At 62.8% G+C, this 25,235-nt stretch carries 23 protein-coding genes and 1 pseudogene; 14 read left to right on the plus strand and 10 right to left on the minus strand.

Features of this window, described 5'->3' with window-relative positions:
- From B4F51_RS12015 to B4F51_RS12035, 5 genes are read right to left on the minus strand one after another with little or no spacing between them, the layout of a single operon-like run.
- Complete coding sequence (locus B4F51_RS12015; protein WP_296225753.1) at positions 1-366, minus strand: phenol hydroxylase subunit P4; 366 nt, start codon at positions 364-366, stop codon at positions 1-3.
- A complete protein-coding gene (locus tag B4F51_RS12020) occupies positions 363-1,907 on the minus strand; it encodes an aromatic/alkene/methane monooxygenase hydroxylase/oxygenase subunit alpha (RefSeq protein ID WP_296225756.1) in 1,545 nt (514 codons plus the stop codon). Before B4F51_RS12020 ends, B4F51_RS12015 begins: the two co-directional genes overlap by 4 nt.
- Positions 1,908-1,952: 45 nt before the next feature.
- Positions 1,953-2,222 carry an MmoB/DmpM family protein gene (locus B4F51_RS12025; RefSeq protein ID WP_296225758.1) on the minus strand — a complete coding sequence of 90 codons (270 nt, stop codon included), beginning with the start codon at positions 2,220-2,222 and terminating at the stop codon, positions 1,953-1,955.
- Between the two features lie 35 nt (positions 2,223-2,257).
- Entirely contained in the window at positions 2,258-3,265 is a 1,008-nt protein-coding gene (locus tag B4F51_RS12030; protein WP_296225759.1) for an aromatic/alkene monooxygenase hydroxylase subunit beta, read from the minus strand.
- A gap of 55 nt (positions 3,266-3,320) precedes the next feature.
- Complete coding sequence (locus B4F51_RS12035; RefSeq protein ID WP_296225761.1) at positions 3,321-3,530, minus strand: phenol hydroxylase subunit; 210 nt, start codon at positions 3,528-3,530, stop codon at positions 3,321-3,323.
- 717 nt (positions 3,531-4,247) lie between these two features.
- Between B4F51_RS12035 and B4F51_RS12040 the strand changes: the two genes are divergently transcribed.
- The 6 genes from B4F51_RS12040 (at position 4,248) to B4F51_RS12065 (ending at position 8,786) form a co-directional block, all read left to right on the plus strand.
- Complete coding sequence (locus tag B4F51_RS12040; protein ID WP_296225763.1) at positions 4,248-5,753, plus strand: toluene monooxygenase; 1,506 nt, start codon at positions 4,248-4,250, stop codon at positions 5,751-5,753.
- A 24-nt stretch (positions 5,754-5,777) separates the two neighbouring features.
- Positions 5,778-6,038, plus strand: coding sequence for a toluene-4-monooxygenase system B family protein (locus B4F51_RS12045; RefSeq protein ID WP_296225765.1), 261 nt, complete (start codon positions 5,778-5,780; stop codon positions 6,036-6,038).
- A gap of 7 nt (positions 6,039-6,045) precedes the next feature.
- The gene (locus B4F51_RS12050; protein ID WP_296225767.1) at positions 6,046-6,381 is read left to right on the plus strand and encodes a Rieske 2Fe-2S domain-containing protein; all 336 of its coding nucleotides are present in this window, start codon (positions 6,046-6,048) and stop codon (positions 6,379-6,381) included.
- 19 nt (positions 6,382-6,400) lie between these two features.
- Complete coding sequence (locus tag B4F51_RS12055; RefSeq protein ID WP_296225769.1) at positions 6,401-6,715, plus strand: MmoB/DmpM family protein; 315 nt, start codon at positions 6,401-6,403, stop codon at positions 6,713-6,715.
- A gap of 12 nt (positions 6,716-6,727) precedes the next feature.
- Positions 6,728-7,717: an aromatic/alkene monooxygenase hydroxylase subunit beta gene (locus B4F51_RS12060; protein WP_296225772.1), complete on the plus strand. Its 990-nt coding sequence runs from the start codon at positions 6,728-6,730 to the stop codon at positions 7,715-7,717.
- Between the two features lie 64 nt (positions 7,718-7,781).
- A complete protein-coding gene (locus B4F51_RS12065) occupies positions 7,782-8,786 on the plus strand; it encodes a 2Fe-2S iron-sulfur cluster-binding protein (protein ID WP_296225774.1) in 1,005 nt (334 codons plus the stop codon).
- 146 nt (positions 8,787-8,932) lie between these two features.
- On the opposite strand, the gene B4F51_RS12070 is transcribed toward B4F51_RS12065, so the two are convergent.
- Positions 8,933-9,211, minus strand: coding sequence for a hypothetical protein (locus B4F51_RS12070; protein WP_296225849.1), 279 nt, complete (start codon positions 9,209-9,211; stop codon positions 8,933-8,935).
- Between B4F51_RS12070 and B4F51_RS12075 the strand changes: the two genes are divergently transcribed.
- Positions 9,194-10,819, plus strand: coding sequence for a sigma-54-dependent Fis family transcriptional regulator (locus B4F51_RS12075; RefSeq protein WP_296225842.1), 1,626 nt, complete (start codon positions 9,194-9,196; stop codon positions 10,817-10,819). The two genes, B4F51_RS12070 and B4F51_RS12075, sit on opposite strands and share 18 nt — an antisense overlap.
- A 60-nt stretch (positions 10,820-10,879) precedes the next feature.
- Here B4F51_RS12075 and B4F51_RS12080 read toward each other — a convergent pair whose 3' ends face one another.
- Entirely contained in the window at positions 10,880-12,256 is a 1,377-nt protein-coding gene (locus tag B4F51_RS12080; RefSeq protein WP_296225775.1) for an OmpP1/FadL family transporter, read from the minus strand.
- A gap of 445 nt (positions 12,257-12,701) precedes the next feature.
- Here B4F51_RS12080 and B4F51_RS12085 point away from each other — a divergent pair, with 445 nt between their 5' ends.
- Both B4F51_RS12085 and B4F51_RS12090 read left to right on the plus strand, forming a co-directional pair.
- Positions 12,702-14,396 carry a sigma-54-dependent Fis family transcriptional regulator gene (locus B4F51_RS12085; protein WP_296225776.1) on the plus strand — a complete coding sequence of 565 codons (1,695 nt, stop codon included), beginning with the start codon at positions 12,702-12,704 and terminating at the stop codon, positions 14,394-14,396.
- A complete protein-coding gene (locus tag B4F51_RS12090) occupies positions 14,393-15,142 on the plus strand; it encodes a GntR family transcriptional regulator (RefSeq protein ID WP_296225777.1) in 750 nt (249 codons plus the stop codon). Before B4F51_RS12085 ends, B4F51_RS12090 begins: the two co-directional genes overlap by 4 nt.
- 83 nt (positions 15,143-15,225) lie before the next feature.
- On the opposite strand, the gene B4F51_RS12095 is transcribed toward B4F51_RS12090, so the two are convergent.
- Positions 15,226-15,420 (minus strand): hypothetical protein, encoded by a 195-nt coding sequence (locus tag B4F51_RS12095; RefSeq protein ID WP_414706757.1) that lies wholly within the window; start codon positions 15,418-15,420, stop codon positions 15,226-15,228.
- Between the two features lie 215 nt (positions 15,421-15,635).
- Between B4F51_RS12095 and B4F51_RS12100 the strand changes: the two are divergent.
- Positions 15,636-17,138: pseudogene (locus B4F51_RS12100) on the plus strand (NAD(+) synthase).
- A gap of 346 nt (positions 17,139-17,484) precedes the next feature.
- The gene (locus tag B4F51_RS12105; RefSeq protein WP_296225779.1) at positions 17,485-18,870 is read left to right on the plus strand and encodes a nicotinate phosphoribosyltransferase; all 1,386 of its coding nucleotides are present in this window, start codon (positions 17,485-17,487) and stop codon (positions 18,868-18,870) included.
- A gap of 322 nt (positions 18,871-19,192) precedes the next feature.
- Here B4F51_RS12105 and B4F51_RS12110 read toward each other — a convergent pair whose 3' ends face one another.
- Positions 19,193-21,643: a Lon protease family protein gene (locus B4F51_RS12110; protein ID WP_296225781.1), complete on the minus strand. Its 2,451-nt coding sequence runs from the start codon at positions 21,641-21,643 to the stop codon at positions 19,193-19,195.
- A 437-nt stretch (positions 21,644-22,080) separates the two neighbouring features.
- On the opposite strand from B4F51_RS12110, the gene B4F51_RS12115 reads away from it, so the two are divergent.
- A complete protein-coding gene (locus tag B4F51_RS12115) occupies positions 22,081-22,500 on the plus strand; it encodes an archease (protein ID WP_296225783.1) in 420 nt (139 codons plus the stop codon).
- 20 nt (positions 22,501-22,520) lie between these two features.
- Positions 22,521-23,948 carry an RtcB family protein gene (locus B4F51_RS12120; RefSeq protein WP_296225785.1) on the plus strand — a complete coding sequence of 476 codons (1,428 nt, stop codon included), beginning with the start codon at positions 22,521-22,523 and terminating at the stop codon, positions 23,946-23,948.
- A gap of 64 nt (positions 23,949-24,012) precedes the next feature.
- On the opposite strand, the gene B4F51_RS12125 is transcribed toward B4F51_RS12120, so the two are convergent.
- Positions 24,013-24,312, minus strand: a complete 300-nt coding sequence (locus B4F51_RS12125) for a GYD domain-containing protein (RefSeq protein ID WP_296225787.1) — start codon at positions 24,310-24,312, stop codon at positions 24,013-24,015.
- 289 nt (positions 24,313-24,601) lie between these two features.
- Here B4F51_RS12125 and B4F51_RS12130 point away from each other — a divergent pair, with 289 nt between their 5' ends.
- The gene (locus B4F51_RS12130) at positions 24,602-25,231 is read left to right on the plus strand and encodes a response regulator (protein ID WP_296225789.1); all 630 of its coding nucleotides are present in this window, start codon (positions 24,602-24,604) and stop codon (positions 25,229-25,231) included.
- The last annotated feature ends 4 nt before the right edge of the window (positions 25,232-25,235 follow it).

Here is a 25,235-nt window from a genome sequence, read left to right on the forward strand (position 1 = left end):
TTAACTGCAGGAACCCTTGATGCCGGTGAGGCCCGGCGTGCGAAAACGGATCACGTCCTTGTGGCCCAGGCCGTTCTCGGCCAACGACTTGGCCGCATCGGGCGTCCAGGGCTGACCGGACTTGAACCACTGCGCCGCACTCCAATCGATGCGCTCGAAGTCCGGATGCTCGGCGTAGATGCCAGGCAGCACCTGGGTCATCAGCGCGCCAAACGGCATGTCGGGCGGCAGCGGCAGGCAGAGCGGCGCACTGAACATCAGGTGGTCTTCCCATCCGATGTAAAGCAGCGGCGCGGGAAAGTTCTCGCGCACATCCTTCATCGGAAACGTGTAGGGCGCGGCTTTCGGGTTGGTTATGACGCTCATGCTGTTTCTCCTGTCCAGGCGGCGAAGTTCTTCTGATCTTCCGAGCCTTCGAAATCGAAGTTGTCCCGCCCGATGTTCATCTCGTAGTACTTGAGCACGGCCATCAACGGATCGAAGCCTTCTGCCGTCGGATCGGTTCCCTCCGGGAAGCAATGGCCCTGGTAGACCTGGTGCACCGGCAGCCAGCTCTGCACATACTTCTCGGGCTCATCGTCAAAGATGTGTTTGCAGTGGTCTGAGCAGAAGTGGTACTTGTTGCCGAAGTAGTCGCTCTCGCGATAGGCGATCTTGGTGGCGTCACCCGGTTCGGTGAAGAACATCGGCACCTGGCAGGTCGTGCACAGCATCGGCAGCGTCTTGTTGTAGAAACGCCGCCCTTCCTCGGCCCGCTCGCGCCAGAATTCAAAGCGCGGGCGATAGAGCTTGTCGAAGGAGTCCGGATACTTCTGCGCAAGCCACTGCATCTCGTCCTCGTTCGGAACCCAGGTATGGAACGGTGCGGCCGCGCCATAGTTGTAGAACGTCGCCCATGCCTGGTGGCTGATGTGGTCCTTGCCTTCGCACGCATCCTTCCAGCCAGCCGGCTCGCGGATACCATAGCGCGCGAGGTCCTTGAACAGCGCGCCGCCATTGCCTTCGGCGTACATCTCCCAGGCCTCCTTCCAGCTCATCACGCGCTTGGGCAGCATGTAGTCCTGCATCATCGCAACGATGGTCAGCAGCCGGTAGCCACGCCAGAACCACTTGTCGATCCAGCGCTGGACGATGGGCACGTTGTCCGGGTCCTGCTCCAGCATGAACTTGATGCATTCGATGCCCAGCGTCATGTGGCGCGACTCGTCGGACTGCGCCGAGAAGCCGAAGGTGACGGTGCTCATGTCGCCGTTATGCGCGGCGCCCGACATGAACGGCACGAACAGCAGGTTGGTCAGCACGTACTCGAACGAGAAGCTGACCGCCGTCAGGAACTCGAACGGCCCGGCTGTGCACGCATCTTCAAAGAACGACTTCGGCACCGACAGGTACCAGACCCGGTCGAACCAATGGTTCGGGCTGTGCATGCCGTTGAAGTACTTGTTGTAGCGCGAGATCGCATGCGTCTCGGTCTGGTAGTGGCGCAGCTCGTCGATGGATTGCATCTGCGCGGCCACGCGCGCACCCTCGCCCGTGAACTGTCGGCCCACGTGCGCAAAGCCGCGGTGCGCGTTGTATTCAAGCGGCGTGACGCCTTGGATGAAGAGCTTGAGCGCGTTGACATAGCGCGCATCGCTGATGCCGAGCTGGCCGTTGTTCTGCGCGAAGGCTTCGATCACGGCGTAGAGCTTCTTTTCCTTCTCGCCCTGGTACTTCCAGTACGCATCCATGGTCAGGCGGAACGGGTCTTGCCACTTGTCCCAGTCGTGGATCTTGATGCCCTCGTAGGTGTCGTAGGGGAAGACCTTGTCCATGGGCTGGTAGGTGGTTTCCCAGCCCAGGCCGCGGGTCATGGCGGCGTAGCGTTCCTTCAGGCCAAGCTTCTTCTTGGCAACACGGGTGTCCATTGGGTGTCTCCTCTCGTATGTGTAGGTGTGCGAGGTCTTGCGTGTTCAGTGCTGCCAGCTCAGCGTCAACTGGTCGTCGTCTTCGTCGATATGGCCCGAGAGCGTGACGAGGTTGACGTGTAGTTGCTGAAGGTCGAAGGGCCGGCCGGTCTGCTCTTCAATGGTTTCGCGGCGGATGGTCAGCCGCCCCGGGGCGTCGATCTTGACCAGGCCCGTGGGGTACGTGACAACGGCCTGTGGGTTGTCGGTCACGATGGCCTCGATCACAGGGCGCGACTCCTCGTTGGCCTGGAAGGCGATGAAGACTTGAGACATGGGTTTCCTCTGCAAGCAATCGGAAGAAGGAGAATTCAGAGCGACAGGCCAAGCTTGGCCGCGCGCGCATCAAGCGCGGCGCGCACTTCGCCCAGTGCCGCGGCGCCGTGCTCGCCCAATGCCATCTCGGCGACCGGTGCCAGCGCAGCCTGAGCGTGGTCTGCCCACTGTGCGAACCACTGCGAGAGCAACGCGCGGTTGCCGGCGGCTTCCGGCTCCGGCGCATTCGCCATGGTCTTGATGACAGCGTCGATCCAGCGCGCGGTTTCGTCGTGCCACTCGGGCATGAAGCTGGTCAGGATGGCCACGGCCGTACCGCCTTGCAGCGCGAGGTGGTCGTCGACGAAGTGGCCGTAGATGAGCGGATACAGCAGACCGTCCAGCACGAGGTTCTGTGCCACGAACAGCTCGACCGGGTCCTGCACCACGAAGCTGTCTTCCACGTAGCGTCGCAGGCCTTGCCAGCGCGGGTCTTCGAGCCAGGCGCGCTTGCCGGCATCGAGCACCGCCGGCTCATCCAGCGCCAGCGCCAGGCGGGTGATCAGTTGCGCGATCCCGAGGTCGTCCATGGCATGGAACATCGCGGGGGCGGTGAAGACCGTGCCGTAGCCATACGCGCAGATCGACGCGTTGTTCATGTTGGCGCCCCAGGCCACGTGGCGCAGTGGCAGCAGCACCTGCAGCGCGCGGTCGCGCAGCGTGTCGCCCATCGCAGAAGCCAGCCCGCGCGATTCGACAAACTGGAAGTTGGCTTCCACCGCCTCCTGCTGGCGGGCGCGGGTCATGGTCCAGGTGGCGTAATAGAACTGGCGCGGGTCCTTCAGGGCTTGCCAGTCGGCGAGGCGGATGCGGCTGCGGCCCGCGTCGTACAACTCGTGCGCCGGGTCCCACGTCGGGCGATAGTGAAAGTTCGCCGTGGACTGCGCACCGTAAGTCGCCTCCTGGTAACGCGTGGCGGCCTTGCCCTCACCGATGAGTCGGGCAACGTGGGCGAAGGTCTGCCGCAGCGGCGTGATCTCGCGGGCCTGCAGGTCGATATTCATGCGGGTTGTCTCCTGGGTGTTTTATTGGATGGGGCTGTGGACGGTCTGCGCCGCCTCAGGAATCGAGCCTTGTCACCTGGTGGCGCTCACAGAACGCTGTGAAGGCTGGCTCCGGCAGCAGCAAGTCCACGCTCAACTCGGGCCAGCCGATGGCGAACTCGAAGCTCACCAACCCATCGCTGCGCCGCTCGATGCGATTCACGTATTTGCGCGTGATGTCGACGATGGGCATCTCGTCGGAAGGCGTGGTGAGTTGAGTGGTCATGGGCGTGTCCGCTGTTGGAATCAGGATTGCGACCAGCGCAGAGCTGTTGCGCGGTGACGGCTCATCCTTTGCAGAAGCTGTGCCAGCCATCCACCATTCGCCCAAAAATCTCGATATTTACAGGGAAAACCCCGAGCACAACGTAGCCTTTATGCTGTGCCACGCACGCCAAAAGTGGTGCTGAATGCCCCTGACACTTGTTGATCAGGCAGCCTAATTGATGATTTGATGCGACCGCGTGGGGTTGATTTGATCAAATCGTCGAGTCGCTCAGGCTCTGGAAAGCCAGGGCGCGGGTAGCGCTCCATTCCATCTACATCGAGATTGAATGGTGTCTCTTGCAAGTTCGGCACAGTGGAAGACCGTCACTCAGTACCTTTCCCTCACTCGTGGATAGGACTTATCTCACGGCAATCTCGATTCTCGAGATTCTTATCAATTGATGAAACCGACTAGCGAAAGAGAAGCCGCCTGATCTGATCAAAAACTCAAATCGCAACGCGCCGCGCCCCTTCTGCACTGCAACCAAGCAACGCAAAAGCTGGCGTGCGGAGTCCGTGGCTACGGAAAATCTCGGGATTCTGCACTGCACCAACCCGCTGGAAACGCACCGGTTGGCACCATGCTTGCAATTGAGGTTGCGCCCCGGCGTGGATGCAACCCCGCACGGAGGCCGCAAAGCAAAAGCACGAGAGACCCCACCAAGGAGACATCACCATGGCGTTACTGGAACGCGCTGCGTGGTACGACATTGCACGCACGACCAACTGGACACCGAGCTACGTAGCCGAGTCTGAGCTCTTCCCCGAAGTCATGACCGGGGCGCGGGGCGTACCGATGCAGACCTGGGAAACCTACGACGAGCCATACAAGACGTCGTACCCCGAATACGTCCGCATCCAGCGAGAAAAGGATGCCGGCGCGTATTCGGTCAAGGCCGCGCTCGAACGCAGCCGCATGTTCGAAGACGCCGATCCGGGCTGGCTGTCGATCCTGAAAGCGCACTATGGCGCCATCGCACTCGGCGAATACGCCGCGATGAGCGCAGAGGCGCGCATGGCGCGATTCGGCCGGGCGCCGGGTATGCGCAACATGGCCACGTTCGGCATGCTCGACGAAAACCGGCACGGCCAACTGCAGTTGTACTTCCCGCACGACTACTGCCCCAAAGACCGGCAGTTCGATTGGGCGCACAAGGCGTATCACACCAACGAGTGGGGCGCGATTGCGGCACGCAGCACGTTTGATGATCTGTTCATGTCGCGCAGCGCGCTCGACATTGCGATCATGCTCACGTTCGCGTTCGAAACCGGCTTCACGAACATGCAGTTCCTCGGCCTCGCCGCCGACGCTGCAGAGGCGGGCGATTTCACCTTTGCCAGCCTGATCTCGAGCATCCAGACCGACGAGTCGCGACACGCCCAGATTGGTGGTCCGGCGCTGCAGATCCTGATCGCCAACGGCCGCAAGGAACAAGCGCAAAAGCTCGTCGACATCGCCATCGCACGGGCTTGGCGGCTGTTCTCACTGCTCACCGGAACCTCCATGGACTATGCGACGCCGCTGCACCATCGCAAGGAGTCGTTCAAGGAGTTCATGAAGGAATGGATCGTCGGCCAGTTCGAACGCACATTGATCGACCTTGGCCTGGATCTGCCCTGGTACTGGGACCAGATGATCAATGAGTTCGATTACCAGCACCATGCCTACCAGATGGGCATCTGGTTCTGGCGCCCGACGATCTGGTGGAATCCGGCCGCCGGCATGACGCCCGATTGCCGCGACTGGCTTGAAGAGAAGTACCCCGGCTGGAATGACACGTTCGGCAAGGCGTGGGACGTCATCATCGACAACCTGGTTGCTGGCAAGCCTGAGCTGACCGTGCCCGAGACATTGCCGATCGTCTGCAACATGAGCCAGTTGCCCATCTGTGCAGTTCCAGGCAACGGCTGGAACGTGAAGGACTACCCGCTCGACTACAAGGGCCGCACGTACCACTTCAATTCCGAAATCGACCGCTGGGTGTTCCAGCAAGACCCCGTTCGCTACCGCGACCACCTATCCCTGGTCGACCGCTTCCTCGCGGGACAGATTCAACCACCCGACCTGATGGGCGCGCTCAAGTACATGAACCTCGCCCCTGGCGAGACCGGCGACGACGCCCATCAATACGCGTGGGTCGAGGCCTACCGCAATCAGCGCTATCAGAAGAAGGCCGCTTGAGGCGGTCAGCAAACGGAGGATGACATGGCACTTTTTCCTGTGATTTCCAATTTCCAGTACGACTTCGTGCTGCAACTCGTCGCCGTCGACACCGAGAACACGATGGACGAGGTGGCCGCTGCTGCCGCACACCATTCGGTCGGCCGTCGCGTGGCGCCACAGCCCGGCAAGGTCGTCCGGGTCAGGCGCCAGGGCGGCGAACAGTTCTACCCGCGCGGCGCCAAGCTGGCGGAGACCGACATCAAACCGATGGAAGCACTTGAGTTCATCTTTTGCGATGCATGAGGCAGCTATGAATTTCCACAAAGTCTGCACGCTCGACGAGCTTTGGGAAGGCGACATGACCGAGGTCGAAGTGGACGGCCACGTGATCGTGCTTGTCCGCCCCGAAGGAGGCGAGCCGCGCGCCTTCCAGGGCATCTGCCCGCACCAGGACATTCCGCTTGTGGAGGGCAAGTTCGACGGTCGCGTGCTGATGTGCCGCGCGCATCAATGGACTTTCGATGCGAACACCGGCAAGGGCATCAACCCTGGCGGCTGCCGCCTGGCCGAATACGCCTTGAAGGTCGAGGGCGACGACATCTTCGTCGCAGTCGAAGGCGTTGAGCCCCTCTTCACCAATTGCTGACACCGCCCAGGAACACACCATGAGTATCGACAACACCGCCGATGCGTATCGCAACAACCGCGTCGGCCCCGTGCTGCGCGCGAGCAGCATCACGGACGGCGTCATTGAGGCCGCGCAGGAAGACAACCCGGGCAAGAACATCCGCATCGACGACAAGCTCGCCTACGTGCGCATCGACACCGACGGCGAGCTGATTCTACGCCGCGCCACGCTGGAGGCCGCTCTGGGCCGGCCGTTCAAGATGTCCGAGCTTGAAGTCAATCTCAGCTCGTTTGCCGGCCGCATTGAAACGACGGATGACTACGTCCGCTTCTACTACGAAAAAACGCTGTAATCGGAGACAAGCATGACCACGCAACCCGAAGCTCTGAAGCCGCTCAAGACCTGGAGCCACCTGGCCGCGCGCCGACGCAAGCCAAGCGAGTACGAAATCGTCTCGACCAACCTGCACTACACCACGGACAACCCCGACGCGCCGTTCGAACTCGACCCGAACTTCGAAATGGCACAGTGGTTCAAGCGGAACCGCAACGCGTCTCCCCTGACGCACCCCGACTGGAACGCGTTTCGCGATCCGGACGAACTGGTCTACCGCACCTACAACATGCTGCAAGACGGCCAGGAAACCTATGTGTTCGGGTTGCTCGATCAATTCTCGGAGCGGGGCCACGATGCCATGCTCGAACGCACCTGGGCCGGCACGCTGGCGCGCATGTACACGCCTGCGCGCTACCTGTTCCACGCGCTGCAGATGGGCTCGGCCTATCTGACGCAGTTGGCACCGGCCTCGACCATCTCCAACTGCGCCGCATACCAGACCGCCGATTCGTTGCGTTGGCTGACGCACACCGCGTACCGCACCAAGGAGTTGTCGCAGACCTTCAGCGACCTCGGCTTCGGCAGCGACGAGCGCCAATACTGGGAGCAGGACCCTGCATGGCAAGGCTGGCGCAAACTGGTCGAACACGCTCTGGTGGCATGGGACTGGGCAGAGAGCTTCGTTGCTCTGAGCCTGGTCGTACGGCCGGCCGTGGAGGAAGCCGTATTGCGCAGCCTTGGCGAAGCGGCACGGCACAACGGCGACACCTTGCTGGGCCTGCTGACCGACGCCCAACTAGCCGACGCCCAACGGCATCGGCGCTGGGCCGCCGCGCTCGTTCGCATGGCCCTCGAGCAGCCGGGTAACCGCGACGTCCTGACCGGTTGGCTGGACAAGTGGGAGCCCTTGGCAGACGACGCAATCGCCGCGTATTGCGCGGCCCTGCCTGATGCTCCCGCGGCACAGGCGCGCGCAACGGCAGCAGTGCGCGAGTTCCGGCACAGCATCGGCCTGTGAAGCAAGACAGCCCAGGCGACATCAGTCAATCCAATCCATGGCCAACGACATATCGGAACCGGTTATGAAACACCAGATAACCATCGAGGGCGGTGCGGCATTTTCCGTCGCTGCAGACGAAGACACCTTATTGCGAGGCGCATTGCGTGCCGGAATTGCCCTCCCGCACGAATGCAGCGTCGGCGGCTGCGGCGCCTGTCGCTTCGACCTGCTATCGGGTCTCGTAGAGTCGATCTGGCCAGATGCGCCTGGGCTGTCCGAGCGCGACCGCAAGCGCGGCAGACACCTCGCTTGCCAGTCGCGGCCGTTGGGTGATTGCACGATACGCGTACGCTGCGACGCGGCTTACCGCCCGGTGGTTCCACCCGGCCGCTGGCCTGCCCAATTGCAGGCCAGGCGGGCGCTGACCCCGGACATGAGCGAATTCACGTTCCAGGTTCCGGCCACCGCAGAATTTCGCCCCGGCCAGTACGCACTGCTTTATCCACCGCATGTGTCCGGCGCGCGCGCGTACTCCATGTCCAACCTGCCCAATGAAGATGGCATCTGGAAGTTCGTGATTCGACGCGTTCCGGGCGGTGCTGGCAGCAACGCGCTGTTCGATGACGTTGAGATCGGCCAAAGCATCACCCTCGACGGTCCATATGGACACGCTCACCTGCGCGAGGAAAGTGCGCGCGACATCGTCTGCATCGCGGGCGGGTCCGGACTTGCACCGATGCTGTCGGTCGCACGCGGGGCGCTGTCTCAGGATGGAGCCAGGCGCGTCCACTTCTTTTACGGGGCGCGCTCACAGGCTGACCTCGGCGCCATGGCCGCGCTGGAAGACCTCGCGCAGGACAACCGCCTCGCGCTCTCAGTGGTGCTGTCGGCGCCCGAGGCTGCAGTCGCCTGGCAGGGTCCGACCGGCTTCGTGCACACCGAGGTCGAGCGAACGCTGGCAACGCCGTTGGATCGCTTCGAGTTCTATTTTGCGGGCCCTCCGCCCATGATCGAAGCCATGCAGAAGTTGCTGATGCACGAACACCAGGTGCCATTCGATCAGATTCATTTCGACCGCTTCGTCTAAGCCCGAACCCGTTTGACGCAATCCCGAGTGCGGCAACGCGACGCGCACAGCACAGCATCGCCGATGGATTTGACGGATTCGCCATGTCGCGTACTTTTACCAATCGCCATATCTGGAAGCTGGGGATAAGCTCACTCGATCGAACCTTATATGGCATTCGCGCACCGGCCGACGATCACCGTCGAGCCGTTCCGCGCGATAGCCAACTGCGCACAGGTGCGGCAGCAACCCATTCGGCCGCGATCGAGGAAACCATGGCGAAACGGCATCCGCGAAAATTCAAGCCCGACCCAACGACACAGACGCGTCCCGATCGAGACCCGAAACATCCAGGCCCCGGCGAGATTCGTGTTCCTGCCATCCACGATCTTGCCAAGCGGCTGCGCTTTGCGCCGCAACAGGGCCGGATCTGGCTCGACGATCAACGCATGATGCTCATGCACATCAGCTCGCTAGGCGCGCTGAGACAGGAGCTCATCGAGAGCCTGGGCAAGGAAACGGCGCGAGGCCTGATCACGCGCATCGGCTATCAGGCCGGCACGCACGACGCCGCCATGGCACGCAAGGTTCGCGCCGGATTCAATAGCTATGACGATTTTCTGGCCGGCCCGCAACTGGTTTCACTCGAGGGCATGGTGCACTGCGAGCCGGTCGCGCTCGACATCGACGTCCAGCGCGGCCACTACTTCGGCGATTTCTACCTGATCGACAGCTCCGAGGCGGAAGCCCACGTCGCCAGCTACGGCATCGGCAACGAGTCGGTGTGCTGGATGTTGGTCGGTTATGCATGCGGCTATACCAGCGCGTTCATGGGCCGGCCCATCCTCTGGCGGGAAATCGAGTGTCGTGGCATGGGGCATACGAAATGCCGCGTGGTTGGCAAACCCGTTGAAGAATGGGAAGACGCCGAAGACGATCTGCGCTTCCTGCAAATTGGTGATTTCGCCAAATGGGCGCCCAAACCCGAGGCCCCTTTGCCGGCCACGAGCCGCATTGCCGAGCGTCTGGCGAGCGCGCCGGCAAACAGCTTTGGCGTGGTTGGAATCTCTGCCGGCTTCAACACGGTCTGCCACATGGTGAACAAGGTAGCGCCCACCGAAGCGACCGTGCTCTTCCTGGGTGAAAGCGGTGTCGGCAAGGAAGTCTTCGCCAATAATCTGCATCGCCTGAGCAAACGCGCCGACGGGCCGTTCGTTGCCGTCAACTGCGCGTCGATTCCGGAGCACCTGATGGAATCGGAATTGTTTGGCGTGGAGCGCGGTGGATTTACCGGCGCAACCACGTCCCGCCCAGGGCGCTTCGAGCGCGCCGACGGCGGCACACTCTTCCTCGATGAAATCGGCACGCTCAGCTTGACGGCACAGGGCAAGCTCTTGCGCGCCCTGCAGCAGGGAGAAATCGAACGTGTTGGAGATATACGCACCCGCAAGGTCAACGTGCGGGTGATTGCCGCCACGAACGTGAACCTGCGCGAAGCCGCGAAGGCCGGCCAGTTTCGCGAAGACCTGTTCTTCCGGCTCAACGTGTTTCCAATCCAGGTGCCGCCGCTGCGAGAGAGGCGAGACGACATCCCGCTGATGATGAACTGGTTCCTCCAGCGCATGGCCAAAAAGCACGACAAGCACATCACGGGCTTTCGCGAGCGTGCCGTCGATGCGCTGTTCGCCTACGATTGGCCAGGCAACGTGCGCGAACTGGAGAACATGATCGAACGCGCAGTGATCCTGGCCGAAGACGGCGGTGCACTGGACCTGTGCCATCTGTTCACCAGCGGTGAGGAAATCGACACGGCCTCGTTCATCCTCAAACGCAGCGGCAATATCGGCCAGAGCAACGAGTCTGCTGAAGACATTGGTTCTTCCACCACGGCCGTCACCCGGCCGGGCTTGGCCGAGACCGAGGTGGCCATGCTGCGCGCCGCCGTGATCGAGGCCAACGGCAACCTGTCGCGCGCGGCACGGGTGCTCGGCATCAGCCGCCCAACGCTGGCTTACAGGCTGCGCAAATATCACATCCCAGTCGACGGGAGCTGATGACGGGAGCTGATGCGTTGCCGCCCGGGCGACAAGGTACCGTCGCCCAGGACATTGCCCCTAGAAACGCTTCTGATACGCGATCACGGCATTGATCTGCGAATGCGTCACGCTGATCGGCGCTGCCGTATTCGGCTGGCTGGAGTTCGCCAACGTCTTACGCAGCGCCACCGACAGCGCAAAGTCGATCACGTCGTTCTCGCTGATTGCGTAGGACACGCCACCGGTCAGGCTGGTCGTCGGCGTGGCCGGAACAACGGCGAGCAGCATGTTGCCCGGGATCGCCTCCTGCGCATAATGGAACCCGCCACGGAACGTCCACTTTGCGTTGTAGCGATATTCGGCGCCAATCCCGAAAACGCTGATATCGCGGTAATTCTGCGGCAGCGAAAGATCAAGATTGGCACCCGTGCCCGACTGCACGAACCCGACGTTTATGTCCTTCATCACGCTCGACCAAAACACGCGCTGGTAGTCAGCAGACACCGACAGCTGGTCGTTGAATTGATGACTGATGCCAACCGTCAGTTGAGCGGGCATCTGGAAGTTTCGAACCGTCACGTCGCCCTTCAGCGGAATGTTGCCTGCGACCGAACTGACTGCAGCAAGTGTTGCGTGGCCGCTCAGGTCACCAACGTGTGTCTTCGCGTTATAGGCCACGCCGATTCGGGTATCGGGCGCGACTTGATAGGTCAGACCCAACCTGCCACCGATGCCCCAGGCCTGCGCGCCGCCTCCGATCGGCGCATCGCGCGAGAAGTTGAGGTAGCCGCCGGAAAGGCCAGGCACGCCCAACAAGGTGGGAACAAGCGACCCGGACACGCGTCGCTGGCCGGCAAGCGTCCCGATCTGGGATACATCGAGCAGCGTCCCAAGGTTGAGCGAAGTCCAGACCGCATCAAGCGATGCGCCAACGGTCAACTGATCGGTGACGTGGTACGCCGCCGAAAACGGAACGCGCAAGACTAGCAGCCTGGAGAACTGGTCCAGGCCGGTGTCCACACCATTGGAGGTGCGGGAAAGAAAGCTGGTTGCACCGTACTGCGTGCCCAGCCCACCCTCCGCGAAAATGCCCGCGCCAAAAGCGTAGTTGCCCTGCCGATAAACAAACGCTGTCTGCGGCGCGAAGTACGGTCCGTTGTTATTGCCGTGATTGCCCGAACTTGCCGTCTCACCGGTGGCCGTATTCGTTGCCTTGATGTCGGTGGTGACCACATCGAGCCCGAGATTGAAGTACCTGCCCTCGCGCATCAAGCCAAGCGTCGCGGGATTTTCCATCATGGCTGCCGGCCCAATATCGAAGGCCACGCCCGTTCCCCCCATTGCGCGGGAAACCGGACCAAAGCCTTCCAGATTGAACACGTCTGTCGCCTTGGCGTGTGTTCCACAGACCGCAACGCATATTGCCGTGGCCGCGCGAACGTAGTTGCCTTTCACGAGTGTCTCCTTGTCTATTTGTCTATTTGGGATAACAAGACGACGGCGTTGTCACGGCGCGACGAAAGCATGCCCCACTGACAAGCCGCCTGAATCGCGACCGGCACAGCGTTGCAGCACGGTCGCGGCTGTCGTTGTGCAGAAGCCATGCCAGTTGCAACGCGCCTGCCAACAAATCTCGATATTTTTAGGGAAAACCACGAGGATCGACCCGTCTTGAATCAGAACCCAGGGCATAGAGAGTGTTGTTATCTGCGCCCAGCTTGAGTACCCCGCCAAGCGATTTGATCATTTGGCACAGTGCAATCCGTTGATACGCTTCATCAATTGATCGAAGCCTTCGCGCCAGCAGGAAACTGCGTCTCATCGCAGGCTTGCCGTCTTTCGCCTTATCCCCGAGAATATCGAGATTCAGGCCAACCCGCCCCGATGGAGGCCGCACGCCGTGGAAGCCAAGCTCAACTACCCTTCGGATGCCGACCTTCGGCGCCTGCTGCGCTTCGAACCCGAGAGCGGCGCCATCTGGCTGGGCGAGCGGCGCATGCTGTTGCTGCATACCGCCGCGTTAAGCGGTTTGCGGCAGGACTTGATCAATTCGGTGGGTCCGGCACATGCGCGCCGCCTGCTCACCCGCATGGGCTATGCCTCGGGCCGGCGCGATGCCGAGTTCGCTCGCAAGACCCGCGGGGCGCTGTCGCTCGATGCCGCCTTCATGGTCGGCCCGCAGTTGCACATGCTCGAAGGGGCGGTGCGCGTCACGCCGATACAACTGGATTTCGACCCCGCTAGCGGGCGCTTCTATGGTGAGTTCCGCTGGGACAACTCCTGGGAAGCACACGCCCACCGCCAGGCCTTTGGCCTTGTAGACGAGCCCGCCTGCTGGATCCAACTCGGCTATGCCAGTGGCTATACCAGCGCGTTCATGGGCCGCCTCATCCTCTTCAAGGAAACCCGCTGTGCTGCCTGCGGAGCCGATCACTGCGAGATCGTCGGCAAACCGATTGACGAATGGCCCGACGGCGCTGAGCAGCGCCAGTATTTTGAAGATGAGTCCCTGCTCGACACCATTGCCGCACTCAACGAACAGGTTCAGGCACTCAAGACCACGATCGAATCGACACTTGAGCCCGATGTGGCCGCCGGCATGCTGGTGGGCCGCTCGCCCGCGTTCCAGCGTGCACACGAATTGCTTAACCGCGCTGCCGCCACACAGGTTACGGTGCTGCTCACTGGCGAGACCGGCGTGGGCAAGGAGCGCTTCGCGCGTGCGCTGCACCAGGGCTCTGCCCGCGCGGCGGGGCCCTTCGTGGCAGTCAACTGCGCCGCGCTGCCGGCCGACCTGATCGAGGCCGAGCTGTTTGGCGTCGAGCGCGGCGCCTACACCGGCGCGCACGCGGCACGCAGCGGCCGCTTCGAGCGGGCGGATGGCGGCACCCTGTTTCTTGATGAAGTGGGCGACCTGCCGCTGCCAGCACAGGCCAAGCTGCTGCGCGTGCTGCAAGAAGGCGAAATCGAACGCTTGGGCGCGGAAACCACGCGCAAGGTCAACGTGCGTCTTGTGGCGGCCACCAACGTCGATCTTGAGGCAGCCGTGGCTCAGGGGCGTTTTCGACGAGACCTGCTGTACCGGCTGAACGTCTATCCCATCTGCATTCCACCGCTACGCGAACGCATGACCGATATCGAACCGCTCGCCGTCCATCTGCTGGCGCGCTTCACGGCCTTGCACCAGAAGCGTCTCTCCGGCTTCGGAGAACGCGCCATGCAGGCACTCCTGCACCACGACTGGCCGGGCAACGTGCGAGAACTGGAGAACCTGGTGGAGCGCGGCGTCATCCTGGCGCCTCAGGGCGGAAGCATCGAGATCGAACACCTCTTTCCTAACCAGCCCTCGGGCGTGCAGGCTCAGCTCAGCCCGCAAGGCCGTCTGGCGCCGGTACGCCTGGAAAGCGAGCAAGCCCTGTGCACGCGCATTCTGGACAGCGGCCTGAGCCTGGAGACGCTAGAGACGCAACTGCTCGACTTGGCGGTCGAACGCGCCAAGGGCAATCTTTCCGGTGCCGCCCGGCAGCTTGGCCTGACCCGCCCGCAACTGGCCTATCGCCTCAAGCGTCATCAAGACAGAGGGAGCGAAGAATGAAACGAACCAAACAAGCCGGCGTATCCGGCACGCACGTGACCAGCGCGACCACGTTGGCAGCTGCTGATCCCGAGGTGCCCCGTACCCTGTGCGAGCGCGCTTACCTCGATCTGCGACAGGACATCGTGCAAGGCCGCCTCACTCCAGGCGAGCGTCTACGCGTTGAGCACCTCAAGGATCGCTATAACGTCGGGGCGGGCACGCTGCGCGAAGCTCTTGCACTGCTCGTCTCTGATGCCCTCGTTACGGTCGAAGGCCAGCGCGGCTATCGCGTGACGGAGATCTCGCTGGCTGACCTGCAAGACCTTACCGACACGCGGGTGATGCTGGAGACTGAGGCCGTGCGCTTATCCATCCGCCACGGTGATGCGCAATGGGAGGCCCGCCTGCGCAGCGCCTTTGGCGCCCTGAGCGACGCAGAAGCCCAAGGCCCGTCCGCCAACCCTGAATACTGGGAGCGTGCCAACCGGCATTTTCACGAAACACTCATCGCTGCACACCACTCACCGTGGAGCAAGTACCTGCTGGATCTGCTCTACCGCCATGGTGAACGCTATCGGCACGTGGCCATCCGCCTGGGTAGTGCGCAACCCAGCAGCCGCAACGTGCATGAAGAGCACACGGCGATCTTCGAGGCGGCCATGGCACGACAGGAAGCCCGCGCCGCATTGGCGCTCGAAGCGCACATCCGTCTCACATACGAGTTGCTGGTAAAGCTCGGATTGGAGATGGCGACGCGCGAATGACGGTGTGCCGCCACGGCACGGCAGCATGTGCGACTGCCATCACAGAACCGTACTACTGGGAAACGAAGCATCTGCAGGCACCGTTACTTCGGCGCATTGCTGCGGACATTCGTGGAGAGTTGCAGGATGCCCATGTCGAACACGGCGTGCGCCAGCCACGCGCCGGGTTCCACGCCAATACGTTGTGCAACGACATACGGCACCAGTTCGAAGCTGGGTAATTCGCCGCAAACGACCATGACCGCGCTGACAGCCGGGGTGGAATGCGCACCGCTGATTGGGCATGCGGCCGCACATGGTGGTGACTGTCATCAACGCTCCTGCCTTCCTTGGTTCCAGAGTGACAATGGCCTACACAGAAGAGCCAGTCGATGCACATTGGAATCGTTGCGTGCGTCGTCGGCGTGACAGGGCTTCGGCTTGATGCCTGCCACGATCAACGGACCGCTGCGCTAGGCATCCTCGCCCCAACACGCATCGCAGGCAGATGGCAATGCAAGCGCCCAACGCATTCTTCAACCTGTACAAGCAAGACTTCGCCCGCGTGGCCGATCCGGCATTCAACGCGCAGCAGGCGATCGATCTGATGCGGCAAGCCGGCGAACAGAAAGCGCTGGTTGTCCTGTTCCCCGAGCTTGGACTCTCGGCCTATACGTGCGACGACCTGTTTCAACAGCACGCCTTGCTCGACGCCTGCGAGGCGGCTATGCATACGCTGCTGGCCGCCACCGCCGACCTGGAGCTGCTGGCTGTCGTGGGCCTGCCGCTGCAGATCGACGGCCTGCTCTTCAAGTGCGCGGCTGCCATCCACCGGGGTCGCGTGCTGGGCTTGGCGCCCAAGCTCTACCTGCCCAACTACCAGGAGTTCTATGAGCGCCGGCAGTTCGCTTCCGGCGACATGCTGATGCGGGGCCATGTGGATCGTTTCGGGCAGACCGGCATCCCCATTGGTATCGACCTGCTCTTGCACGTGCCGGCGCAGCCGCTGCTGATCCTCCATATCGAAATTTGCGAAGACCTCTGGGGGCCGATCCCGCCCTCCTCCTTCGGCGCGCTGGCGGGTTGGAGTCCGCGCAGGCCTTGCTGGTGTGCGCCCAGGCGGTGGACAGGCTGGGATTGCCGCGCGACAACATCCTCGGCTGCGTGATGCCCGGCTTCGCCACCAGTGACCGGACTCGCGACCAGGCGCGCCAGCTGATCCGCGCCCTGCAATGCCGGGCGCTGGAGATCGACATCCGCCCGGCCTGCGAGCAGATGCTGCGGGACATCGGACACCCCTTCGCGCAGGGGCAACCGGTCTATGACGTCACGTTCGAGAACGTGCAGGCCGGCCAGCGCACGAGCAGCCTGTTCCGTCTGGCGAACCTGTATGGCGCCATGGTGGTTGGCACCGGCGATCTGAGCGAACTCGCGCTCGGCTGGTGCACGTACGGCGTGGGCGACCACATGCCCCACTACGCCGTGAATGCGAGCATCCCCAAGACGCTGATCCAATATCTGGCGCGCTGGGTTGCGGAGAAGGCGTTCGCAGACCACGAGCTGACCGAAGCGTTGCAGGACATTCTGCAGACCGTCATCAGCCCGGAACGGTTGCCGGCGCAACCCGGCGCCCACGGGCTGCAAAGCAGCGTGGATGCGATCGGCCCCTTCGCCCTGCAGGATTTCTTTCTCTATTACCTGCTGCGCTACGGTTTTCGCCCGAGCCGGGTTGCCTTCATTGCTTGGTCGGCCTGGCATGACGCCGCCCATGGAACGTGGCCGGAGATACCCGAGCGCGACCGCCGCGCCTACAGCCAGGTGGAGATCAAACACTGGCTCGGCGTCTTTGTGCACCGCTTCTTTCAGGACATGCAGTACAAGCGCAGTTGCATCCCCAACGCCCCCAAAGTCGGCTCCGGCGGCTCGCTCTCCCCGCGCGGCGACTACCGGGCACCAAGCGACTCCAGCGCGCGCCTGGCTGGACGATCTGGCCAAGGTGCCCGACGCCGAGGCGTGAATTGCCTGGACACGCTGTTCCGGGCTCATGCCGTGCCAAGCCGGCTGTACGCCTAGCCCGTTGCGCCAAGTCAACGCGCCACGCCATACAGCGACTAAGGTGAACGCACCGGCGGATTGCGCATACGGCCCTGACGCATGCCCAGGCAGCGCGCCAAGCCCGTCCGGCACAACGTTCATGATTGCCGGAACAAAGAAAACCATGGCCGCCAAGACCATCGTCTTCCACTAGGCCCGGTTGCATCGGTCGCCCACCAGCGGCCGGAAGGCGAAGGCCATCTTGGCGAGCCGTCTAGTATGAATATGGGCAGGCGCCATTGCCCTGCCGACACATCTCCGGAGCCGATATGGCGACGCACCCCACATGGGACAGCCCGCTGCTGACCGACCTGTACGAACTCACCATGATGCAGGCGTACCTGGATGGCGACATGCGCGGCACGGCGAGCTTCGAGTTCTTCGTGCGCAAGATGCCGCCAGGGCGGAATTTCCTCGTGGCCGCCGGCCTGGAGCAAGTGCTCGACTACCTGACGGAACTGCATTTCAGCCAGGCAGACATCGACGTGCTGACTGAACTCGGGCGCTTCAGCGAGCCTTTTCTCCGCTCGCTGTCAGGGCTGCGCTTCACAGGCGACGTGGTCGCCATGCCGGAAGGCACGATCTTCTTCACGGACGAACCGATCCTGCGCATCGTTGCTCCCATCCGAGAGGCGCAACTGGTGGAGAGCCGCGTGATGAACCTGCTTCACTACGAAACCCTGACAGCCAGCAAAGCCGCACGGGTCGCGCTGGCGGCACAAGGCCGGCTGCTGGTCGACTTCGGCCTACGCCGAGCGCATGCCGCGGAGGCCGGTATGCTCTCGGCCAGGGCCAGCTATCTTGCGGGCTTCTCGGGCACGGCCACGCTGCTCGCGGGTGTGCGCTACGGCATCCCGGTCTACGGGACCATGGCGCACTCTTACATCCAGGCACATCAGGATGAGGTCGAGGCATTCGAAGCGTTTGCCCGTTCACAGCCGGCCAACACGACGCTGCTGATCGACACCTACGACACCGAAGCCGCCGCCGGCAAGGTCGCGGTGCTCGCCCGAAAACTGCGCGAGAGCGGCATCACGATCCAAGCCGTGCGCTTGGACAGCGGCGACTTAGGCGCGCACGCAAAGAAGGTCCGCGCGATCCTGGACAGGGGTGGAGCCCCCGAGATCGGCATCTTCGCCAGCGGCAACCTGGACGAATACCGCGTGCGTGACCTGCTGCAATCGGGTGCGCCCATCGACGGCTTCGGCGTCGGCACACGCATGAACACGTCGGCCGACGCGCCGTACATGGATTGCGCCTACAAGCTGACCGAGTACGCTGGCGAGCCCCGCCGCAAGCGCTCCGAAGGCAAGGCGACCTGGCCCGGGCGCAAGCAGGTGTACCGCCAGTACAACGGCGCCGGCATCATGATCGGCGACACGCTCACCATCGAGGGCGACCCGTGCGAAGGCATGCCGTTGCTCAAGCCAGTCATGCTAGCCGGCCGGCGCCTGCCGGAGGAACCCTCCCTACAGGCGAGCCGCAAACATGCAGAACATGAGTTGACGACGCTTCCCGACGCGCTGCGCACGCTCGAACCCAGTGGCCCTTATCCGGTACTGGTGCGGCCGGCGTTGATTGAACTGGCCCGGGTTACGGACGAGCGCTCCGGCAGCCAAACGCCACCAAGTCTCGCCGGCGATTCGCCGGCATGACAGGCACCTCGATCGTGGACTTGGCGATCAACCTCGCCCGGATTGTCCGGGGCATGCTCGCCGCCTGTCGAGGCTTCCAAAATCTGTCGGGCCTCAACAGAGCGCGTCAACCCAACAGTAGCGTGACGGCTGTTCGAGGCGCTCGGCGGCCTAGCTGGGTGGCCTCCCAGCCGTTGTCGGCCGGCAGGCCGTTGCGGTCGATCGTGAAGTTCACGGGCAAGCGCCAGACGCAGCGGTAGCCAACCGCATGGGCACTGCCGAGCAACCTGACGCCCCTGCTCATGACGATGAAACGGCATTGACGGCTCGGCACCGCTTTGCACTATGGCTTGTCCGGCTTGGGCGCTGCCGCCTTGGTTTTCTTCTTGCGAGAACGTTCGCTCGACTTGAGCAGGCTTTGCCGCATCTGCGCCAGTTCGGCCAAGTGCACCGCGATCTCGAAATTGATCGTACCCGCCGGAATTTCGCCCTTCTCATCAGGCTCGCCAGCGCTCACACCAGTCAGGCACTCCATCGCCTCGTCGATCGTCCGCACGGCCCAGATGTGAAAGTGCCCTTCCCGGACAGCGGCCACCACGTTCTCGCGCAGCATCAGATGGCAGACGTTGGCCGCCGGGATCAGAACACCCTGCTCCCCGGTCAGCCCGCGCGCGGCGCACACGTCGAAAAAGCCCTCGATCTTCTCGTTGATGCCGCCCACCGGCTGCACGACGCCAAACTGGTTGACCGACCCACTGACCGCCACCGACTGGCGGATCGGAAGGCCCGATAGTGCCGAGAGCAGGCTGGCGAGCTCTGCCAGCGAGGCGCTATCGCCTTCGACACCGCCGTAGGACTGCTCAAACACCAGCGTTGCACACAATGACAGCGGCATCGCCCAGCCAAACCGTGCCGCCAGGAAGGAGGAAAGGATCAGGACGCCCTTCGAGTGGATCGGCCCGCCGAGTTCCGCCTCCCGTTCGATGTCGATGATCTCGCCCTCTCCCATGCGGACCGTTGCCGTGATACGCACAGGATGCGCAAAGGTGCCGGCGCCCAGCATGATGACGGCCAGGCCATTGGTCTGCCCGACTTGCGTGCCGCTGGTGTCGATCAGCAAGAGCCCGCGCAGGATGTCTTCCCGATAGCGCTCCTCAACGCGCTGATGACGCTCGCGATGCGCCTCTAAGGCAGCCTCCACGTGGGTGCGCTCGATCAGCGGTGTATCGGCCTGCCCCGCCAGATGGTCGGCCTCCTGCAGCAGGTCGCACAGCGGCAATGTGCGCGTGCTGAGCTTCTCGGCATCGCCTGCCAGCCGCGCGGCATGCTCGATCAGGCGGGCGACGGCCCCTGCAGACAGCGGGCGCAGTTGATCCTGGCGGGCCATCGTCGCGATCAACCTTGCGTAGTGACCACTGGAATCGGGCGTGCGCTGGATCTCGCTCTCGAGGTCGGCGTTGATCTTGAACAGGGGGGCGAAATCCGGGTCGAGTTCGGCCAGCAGGTAGTAGACGATCCGCTCGCCGATCAGGACGACCTTGACGTTGAGTGGAACCGGCTGCAGCTGCAGTTGCGCCGGCCCGCCCATCCCCAAAAGATCGGCTACCGATTCGATACGGATCTCGCCGGCGTGCAGTGCGCGCTTGAGCCCCTCCCAGGCGTACGGCTGGCTCAGGACCTTGACCACGTCCAGGACCAGGAAGCCGCCATTGGCGCGATGCAGCGCCCCGGCCTTGATCAACGTGAAATGGGTGACCAGTGTGCCCATGTGCACGTGGTGGTCAATACGCCCGACCAGATTCGGCAAGGTCGGGTTGTCTTCCATGACGACCGGCCGCCCGCAGCCTGGCGAGTTCTCCACCAGCAGATTGACGAGGTAGCGCTGCACGGAAATGGCACCGGAGTACAGCGTGGTCTCCGATTCGTCCTCGCTCTTGGTCAGGCCGTGCAGCGATTCACCAGTTTCCATGATGTCGCGCAGCACCGCATCGAGATATTCCATGACGACCGGCAGATCCGCATAGGCCGGCTTGATGTCTTCGAGCAGGTGGCCCACCGCCAGCATCAGCACCTCGCTGCCGACCTCCTTGATCGTCTTCTGCAAGTTCCGCCGCCAGCGCGGAAACTCGTTCATCAGCCGCTGGAACTTCTCGTAGTGCTCGGTCACCTTCTCGCCAAACTCGCGTTGCCGCTCTTCGGGCAATTGGGCGAATTCTTCGTCGGAGTACGTCTCCTCGTTGTTCTTGAGCGGTGCGAAGATGAAACCGCGCGGGGTGCGCAGCAGGACGAGGCCCGCCTGCTGTGACGCATCACCAAGCTGATGCAGGGCGTTCTCTTCGCGCGTCTTCTCTTCTTCCTGTAGCGCTTCGATGCGCTCGCGGTACTGGTCGCTTTCGAAGGCCGCAGCGATGGCGGGCCCGAGTTCGCCAACGAAATCCTGCATGTCGTTACGCAACTGCTTGCCCCGGCCGCAAGGCAGTTGCAGTAGCCGGGCGCGACCCGGCATGGAGAAGTCATTGACGTAGCACCAGTCTTCCGGGGCCGCCCCCTCGTGGGACGCCTGCTCCAGCAACTGGCGGACGATGGCGTGGCGGCCGCTGCCCGATTCACCGAGCACAAAGAGGCTGTACCCGCGCTTGCGCATGCCGAGCCCGAGCTGCATGGCACGCATTGCGCGCGGATGAAGCAACGCGGGTTCGAAATCCTCCAGCGCCTCGGTTGTCGAGAAGCCCAGCTTCGCCGGATCGCACACCGTGTACAGCGCTTCTGGACGGAGTTCGGTGATTGTTGTCATTGGATCACCCCTTGCCCTTCCCGGTGATTGCTAGGGTACTCCGCTGTCAGGCGCGTTACCAAGCCCGACGCTCCGACTGCACCTCCCGGCTGGGTGAATGAGCTCAACCCACGAGCGCTGCCAGGGCTGCGGCCTGGGGGCGGCCCGCAGCGTCGCCTGGTTTCGAAGCCGCACCGGCTGTCACGGCCCGGGCAATGATTCAACCGCCGATGCCCGACGATCGCCACCCGCCGCTGGGATCTGGCCGACGATTGTGTTGCGTCAACTCCCGCTCCCACCTGGGGACTAGCCTGCATTTGCATCGAACGTGCGTTTGATGCCGTCCCCCTGTGCTTTCGAATGACAAATGCGCCACTACTCAGCGACACGTCGGCGTTGCCAGCGTCGACTTCCACCGGGCGCACATGAAGCGCGAACAGCGCGCAAGGAGCGCACGCATGGCAGCGCATTGGGAACATTTCTCGCACGATGCCGATATCGGAGTCCGCGGCATCGGCGACACACCCGAGGCGGCTTTCGAGCAGGCTGCACTTGCCCTGACGGGCATCGTCACTGACCTCTCGCAGGTGCAGCCCGCCAGGACGGTGAATATCACGTGCACCGCGCCGGATCGCGAGCTGCTGCTGGTTGAGTGGCTCAACGCCGTCATCTATGAGATGGCGGTTCGCAAGATGCTCTTCTGCCGCTTCGATGTGGCCCGGGCCGAAGTTAGCCTCTCGGCCAGGGCCACGGGCGAAGCGCTCGACCGCAGCCGGCATGCGCCAGCGGTAGAGCCCAAGGGGGCGACCTACACCGAGCTGCTCGTGCGCCAGCGGAGCGACGGTTCATGGGTGGCCCAGTGCGTGATCGACGTGTGAATGGGAGCCCCACCGTGGACATGGCCCTTCTCCAGAAGCGCAGCGATTTCGAATGGCACATTCCCGCCACCGGCAAGATGCGGGTGCCCGGCATCCTTTATGCAGACCGGCACCTGATCGAAGACATGGACCACATGGTCTACGAGCAGGTGTGCAACGTAGCCATGCTGCCGGGCATCGTGACGGCCTCCTTCGCCATGCCCGACGCACATTGGGGGTATGGTTTTCCGATCGGCGGCGTGGCTGCCTTCGATGCGGAGGCCGGCGGCGTGGTCTCGGCCGGCGGCGTGGGCTTCGATATCTCGTGCGGGGTGCGGGCACTGCAAACCAACCTCGTGCGCGAAGACGTCGAGGCGGTCAAGGTGCGCTTGGCCGATACGCTCTTCGCACGCATCCCCGCCGGGGTCGGCAGTACAGGGCTGCTGCACCTGTCGAGCGAGAAGATGCACGACATGCTGACGGGCGGCGCGGTGTGGGCGGTCAAGCAGGGCTATGGAACCCGTGCCGATCTCGAACGCATCGAAGAAGGCGGCATGATGCTCCACGCCAAGCCCGGTGCGGTCTCAGAGCAAGCGAAGAAACGGCAGCGGGATGAGATGGGCACGCTCGGCTCGGGCAATCACTATCTCGAAGTGCAGGAAGTCGAGCAGGTCTTCGCGCCGGCCATCGCCGAGCGTTTCGGGCTGTGGCAAGGGCAGATCGTGGTGTCGATTCACTGCGGCTCGCGCGGCCTCGGGCACCAGATCGGTTCAGAGTTCCTGAAAGAGATGGTCGTCGGCGCCAGGAGCTATGGCATCGAGCTGCCGCATCGAGAGCTTGCCTGCGCGCCCATCCGCTCCGAGCTTGGGGAACACTATCTGGGCGCGATGCGCGCGGCGATCAATTGCGCGCTGGCGAATCGGCAGATCCTCACGCAGCTGACGCGCGACGCGTTTGTACAGGTGCTGCCGCATGCGCAATTGACGTTGCTCTATGACGTCTCCCACAACACCTGCAAGCTGGAGAAACACGTGGTGGACGGCGTGGAGCGGGAGTTGTTCGTCCATCGCAAGGGCGCAACGCGTGCGTTCGGCCCAGGGCATCCGGACCTGCCGGCGGCGATTCGCGATGTCGGTCAGCCCGTCCTGATCGGTGGGAGCATGGGAACGGCCTCATACATCCTGGCGGGCACCGGCAGCGGCGGGGCCGAGCGCGCCTTCAGCTCTGCGTGCCACGGCGCGGGCCGAAGCATGAGCCGCATGCAGGCGGCAAAACGCTGGCGCGGACGGGCCGTGATTGACGAACTGGCGAGCCGCGGCATCCTGATCCGCAGCCCATCGGATCGCGGCGTGGCGGAAGAATCGCCCGCCGCGTACAAGGATGTCAGCAGTGTCGTGAACGCCGCCGAATCAGCCGGCCTCGCTCGAAAGGTTGCGCGACTCGTGCCGATCGTCTGCATCAAGGGGTGATGCCGTCTGCCCAGGCGGCTTGATGTGCGCTGGCCAGCCTTGCCAACCTTGCCAGCGCACCAGATCAATCGATCGATGCAATCACACTCTTGAATGACTTCCAGTCCGTCGCTGGCCAGACTTCGGAGTGCGAGCGCCCCAGCGTGCGCATGATCGTGGAGACCTTGAACGCAGTCTCCAGATCGGGCGCGGAAAACACGTCAAGGTAGTCGTATGGGCCGAGCAATGCGTAACTGTGTTTCCACTCGATGCCTGGGCAGGCCTTTTCGATCTCCTTGACCGTCTTCTGTTCGAGCCCTTCGAGGCTGGAAGGAGACTTCAGGTTCTCCGGCGATAACCGCGTCAACAGGATGAATTCAAGCATGGCAACTCCTCTCAAATCCGCATACGCGTATTGATGGTCGTGCATCCAGCCGACGTGCGTTTGATGCGAATCAAGAGATTCCGCCTGGCACGTGAGCTAGGCGTGCAATGACAAGCGAGAAGTCGCACCCGCGCTGGAGCACTTGGAGCGCCGCACGTTCGCGATCCACAAAGCTGCGGCTCGCGCAGAACGGAATTTGGCCCCTTGACGCGGATCAGAACACATGGACGGCAAGCGTTGACCGTACGCTGCTTAGCATGACAATGAATCTTTCATGCAGGGGTGGCAAATGATCAAGGTTCTGATCGCAGATGACCACACGTTGTTTCGCGAAGGCTTGCAGCACATCCTCGAACAGGCCAGCGATATGCAAGTGGTTGGCGAAGCAACGGATGCAACATCGACGATTGCGCTGGTGCGTTGCGTAACTGCCGACGTCTTGGTCCTTGATTTGAACATGCCCGGGCGCAGCGGCGTTGAGCTGATTTCCCAAATCCGCCGCGAAATGCCAGCACTCAAGGTGCTCGTACTGACGATGCATGCGGAAGAACAGTACGCAATTCGTGCGTTCCGCTCCGGAGCGATGGGCTATCTGACCAAAGAAGGTGCTGCGAAGGAACTGGAAAGCGCGATCAAGAAGATCGCTTCCGGCGGCACATATATGACTCCGACGGTGGCAGAGTTGCTGGTGCAAAATCTGGGCAGCTCAACGGAGATGCTCCCCCATTTACGGCTGTCCGATCGCGAATTCGACGTCTTCCTGCGACTGGCCAGAGGCAATACGATTACCCACATCGCAGACGAACTCCACATCAGCAAGAAGACCGTCAGTACCCACAAGGCCCGCATCCTTGAACGTATGGGCCTTCCGAATGAGGCAGCGCTCATCCACTATGCCGTCCGGCATAACCTGCTCTAAACAG

Source organism: Ralstonia sp. UBA689 (assembly GCF_002298975.1).
Lineage (GTDB): Bacteria > Pseudomonadota > Gammaproteobacteria > Burkholderiales > Burkholderiaceae > Ralstonia.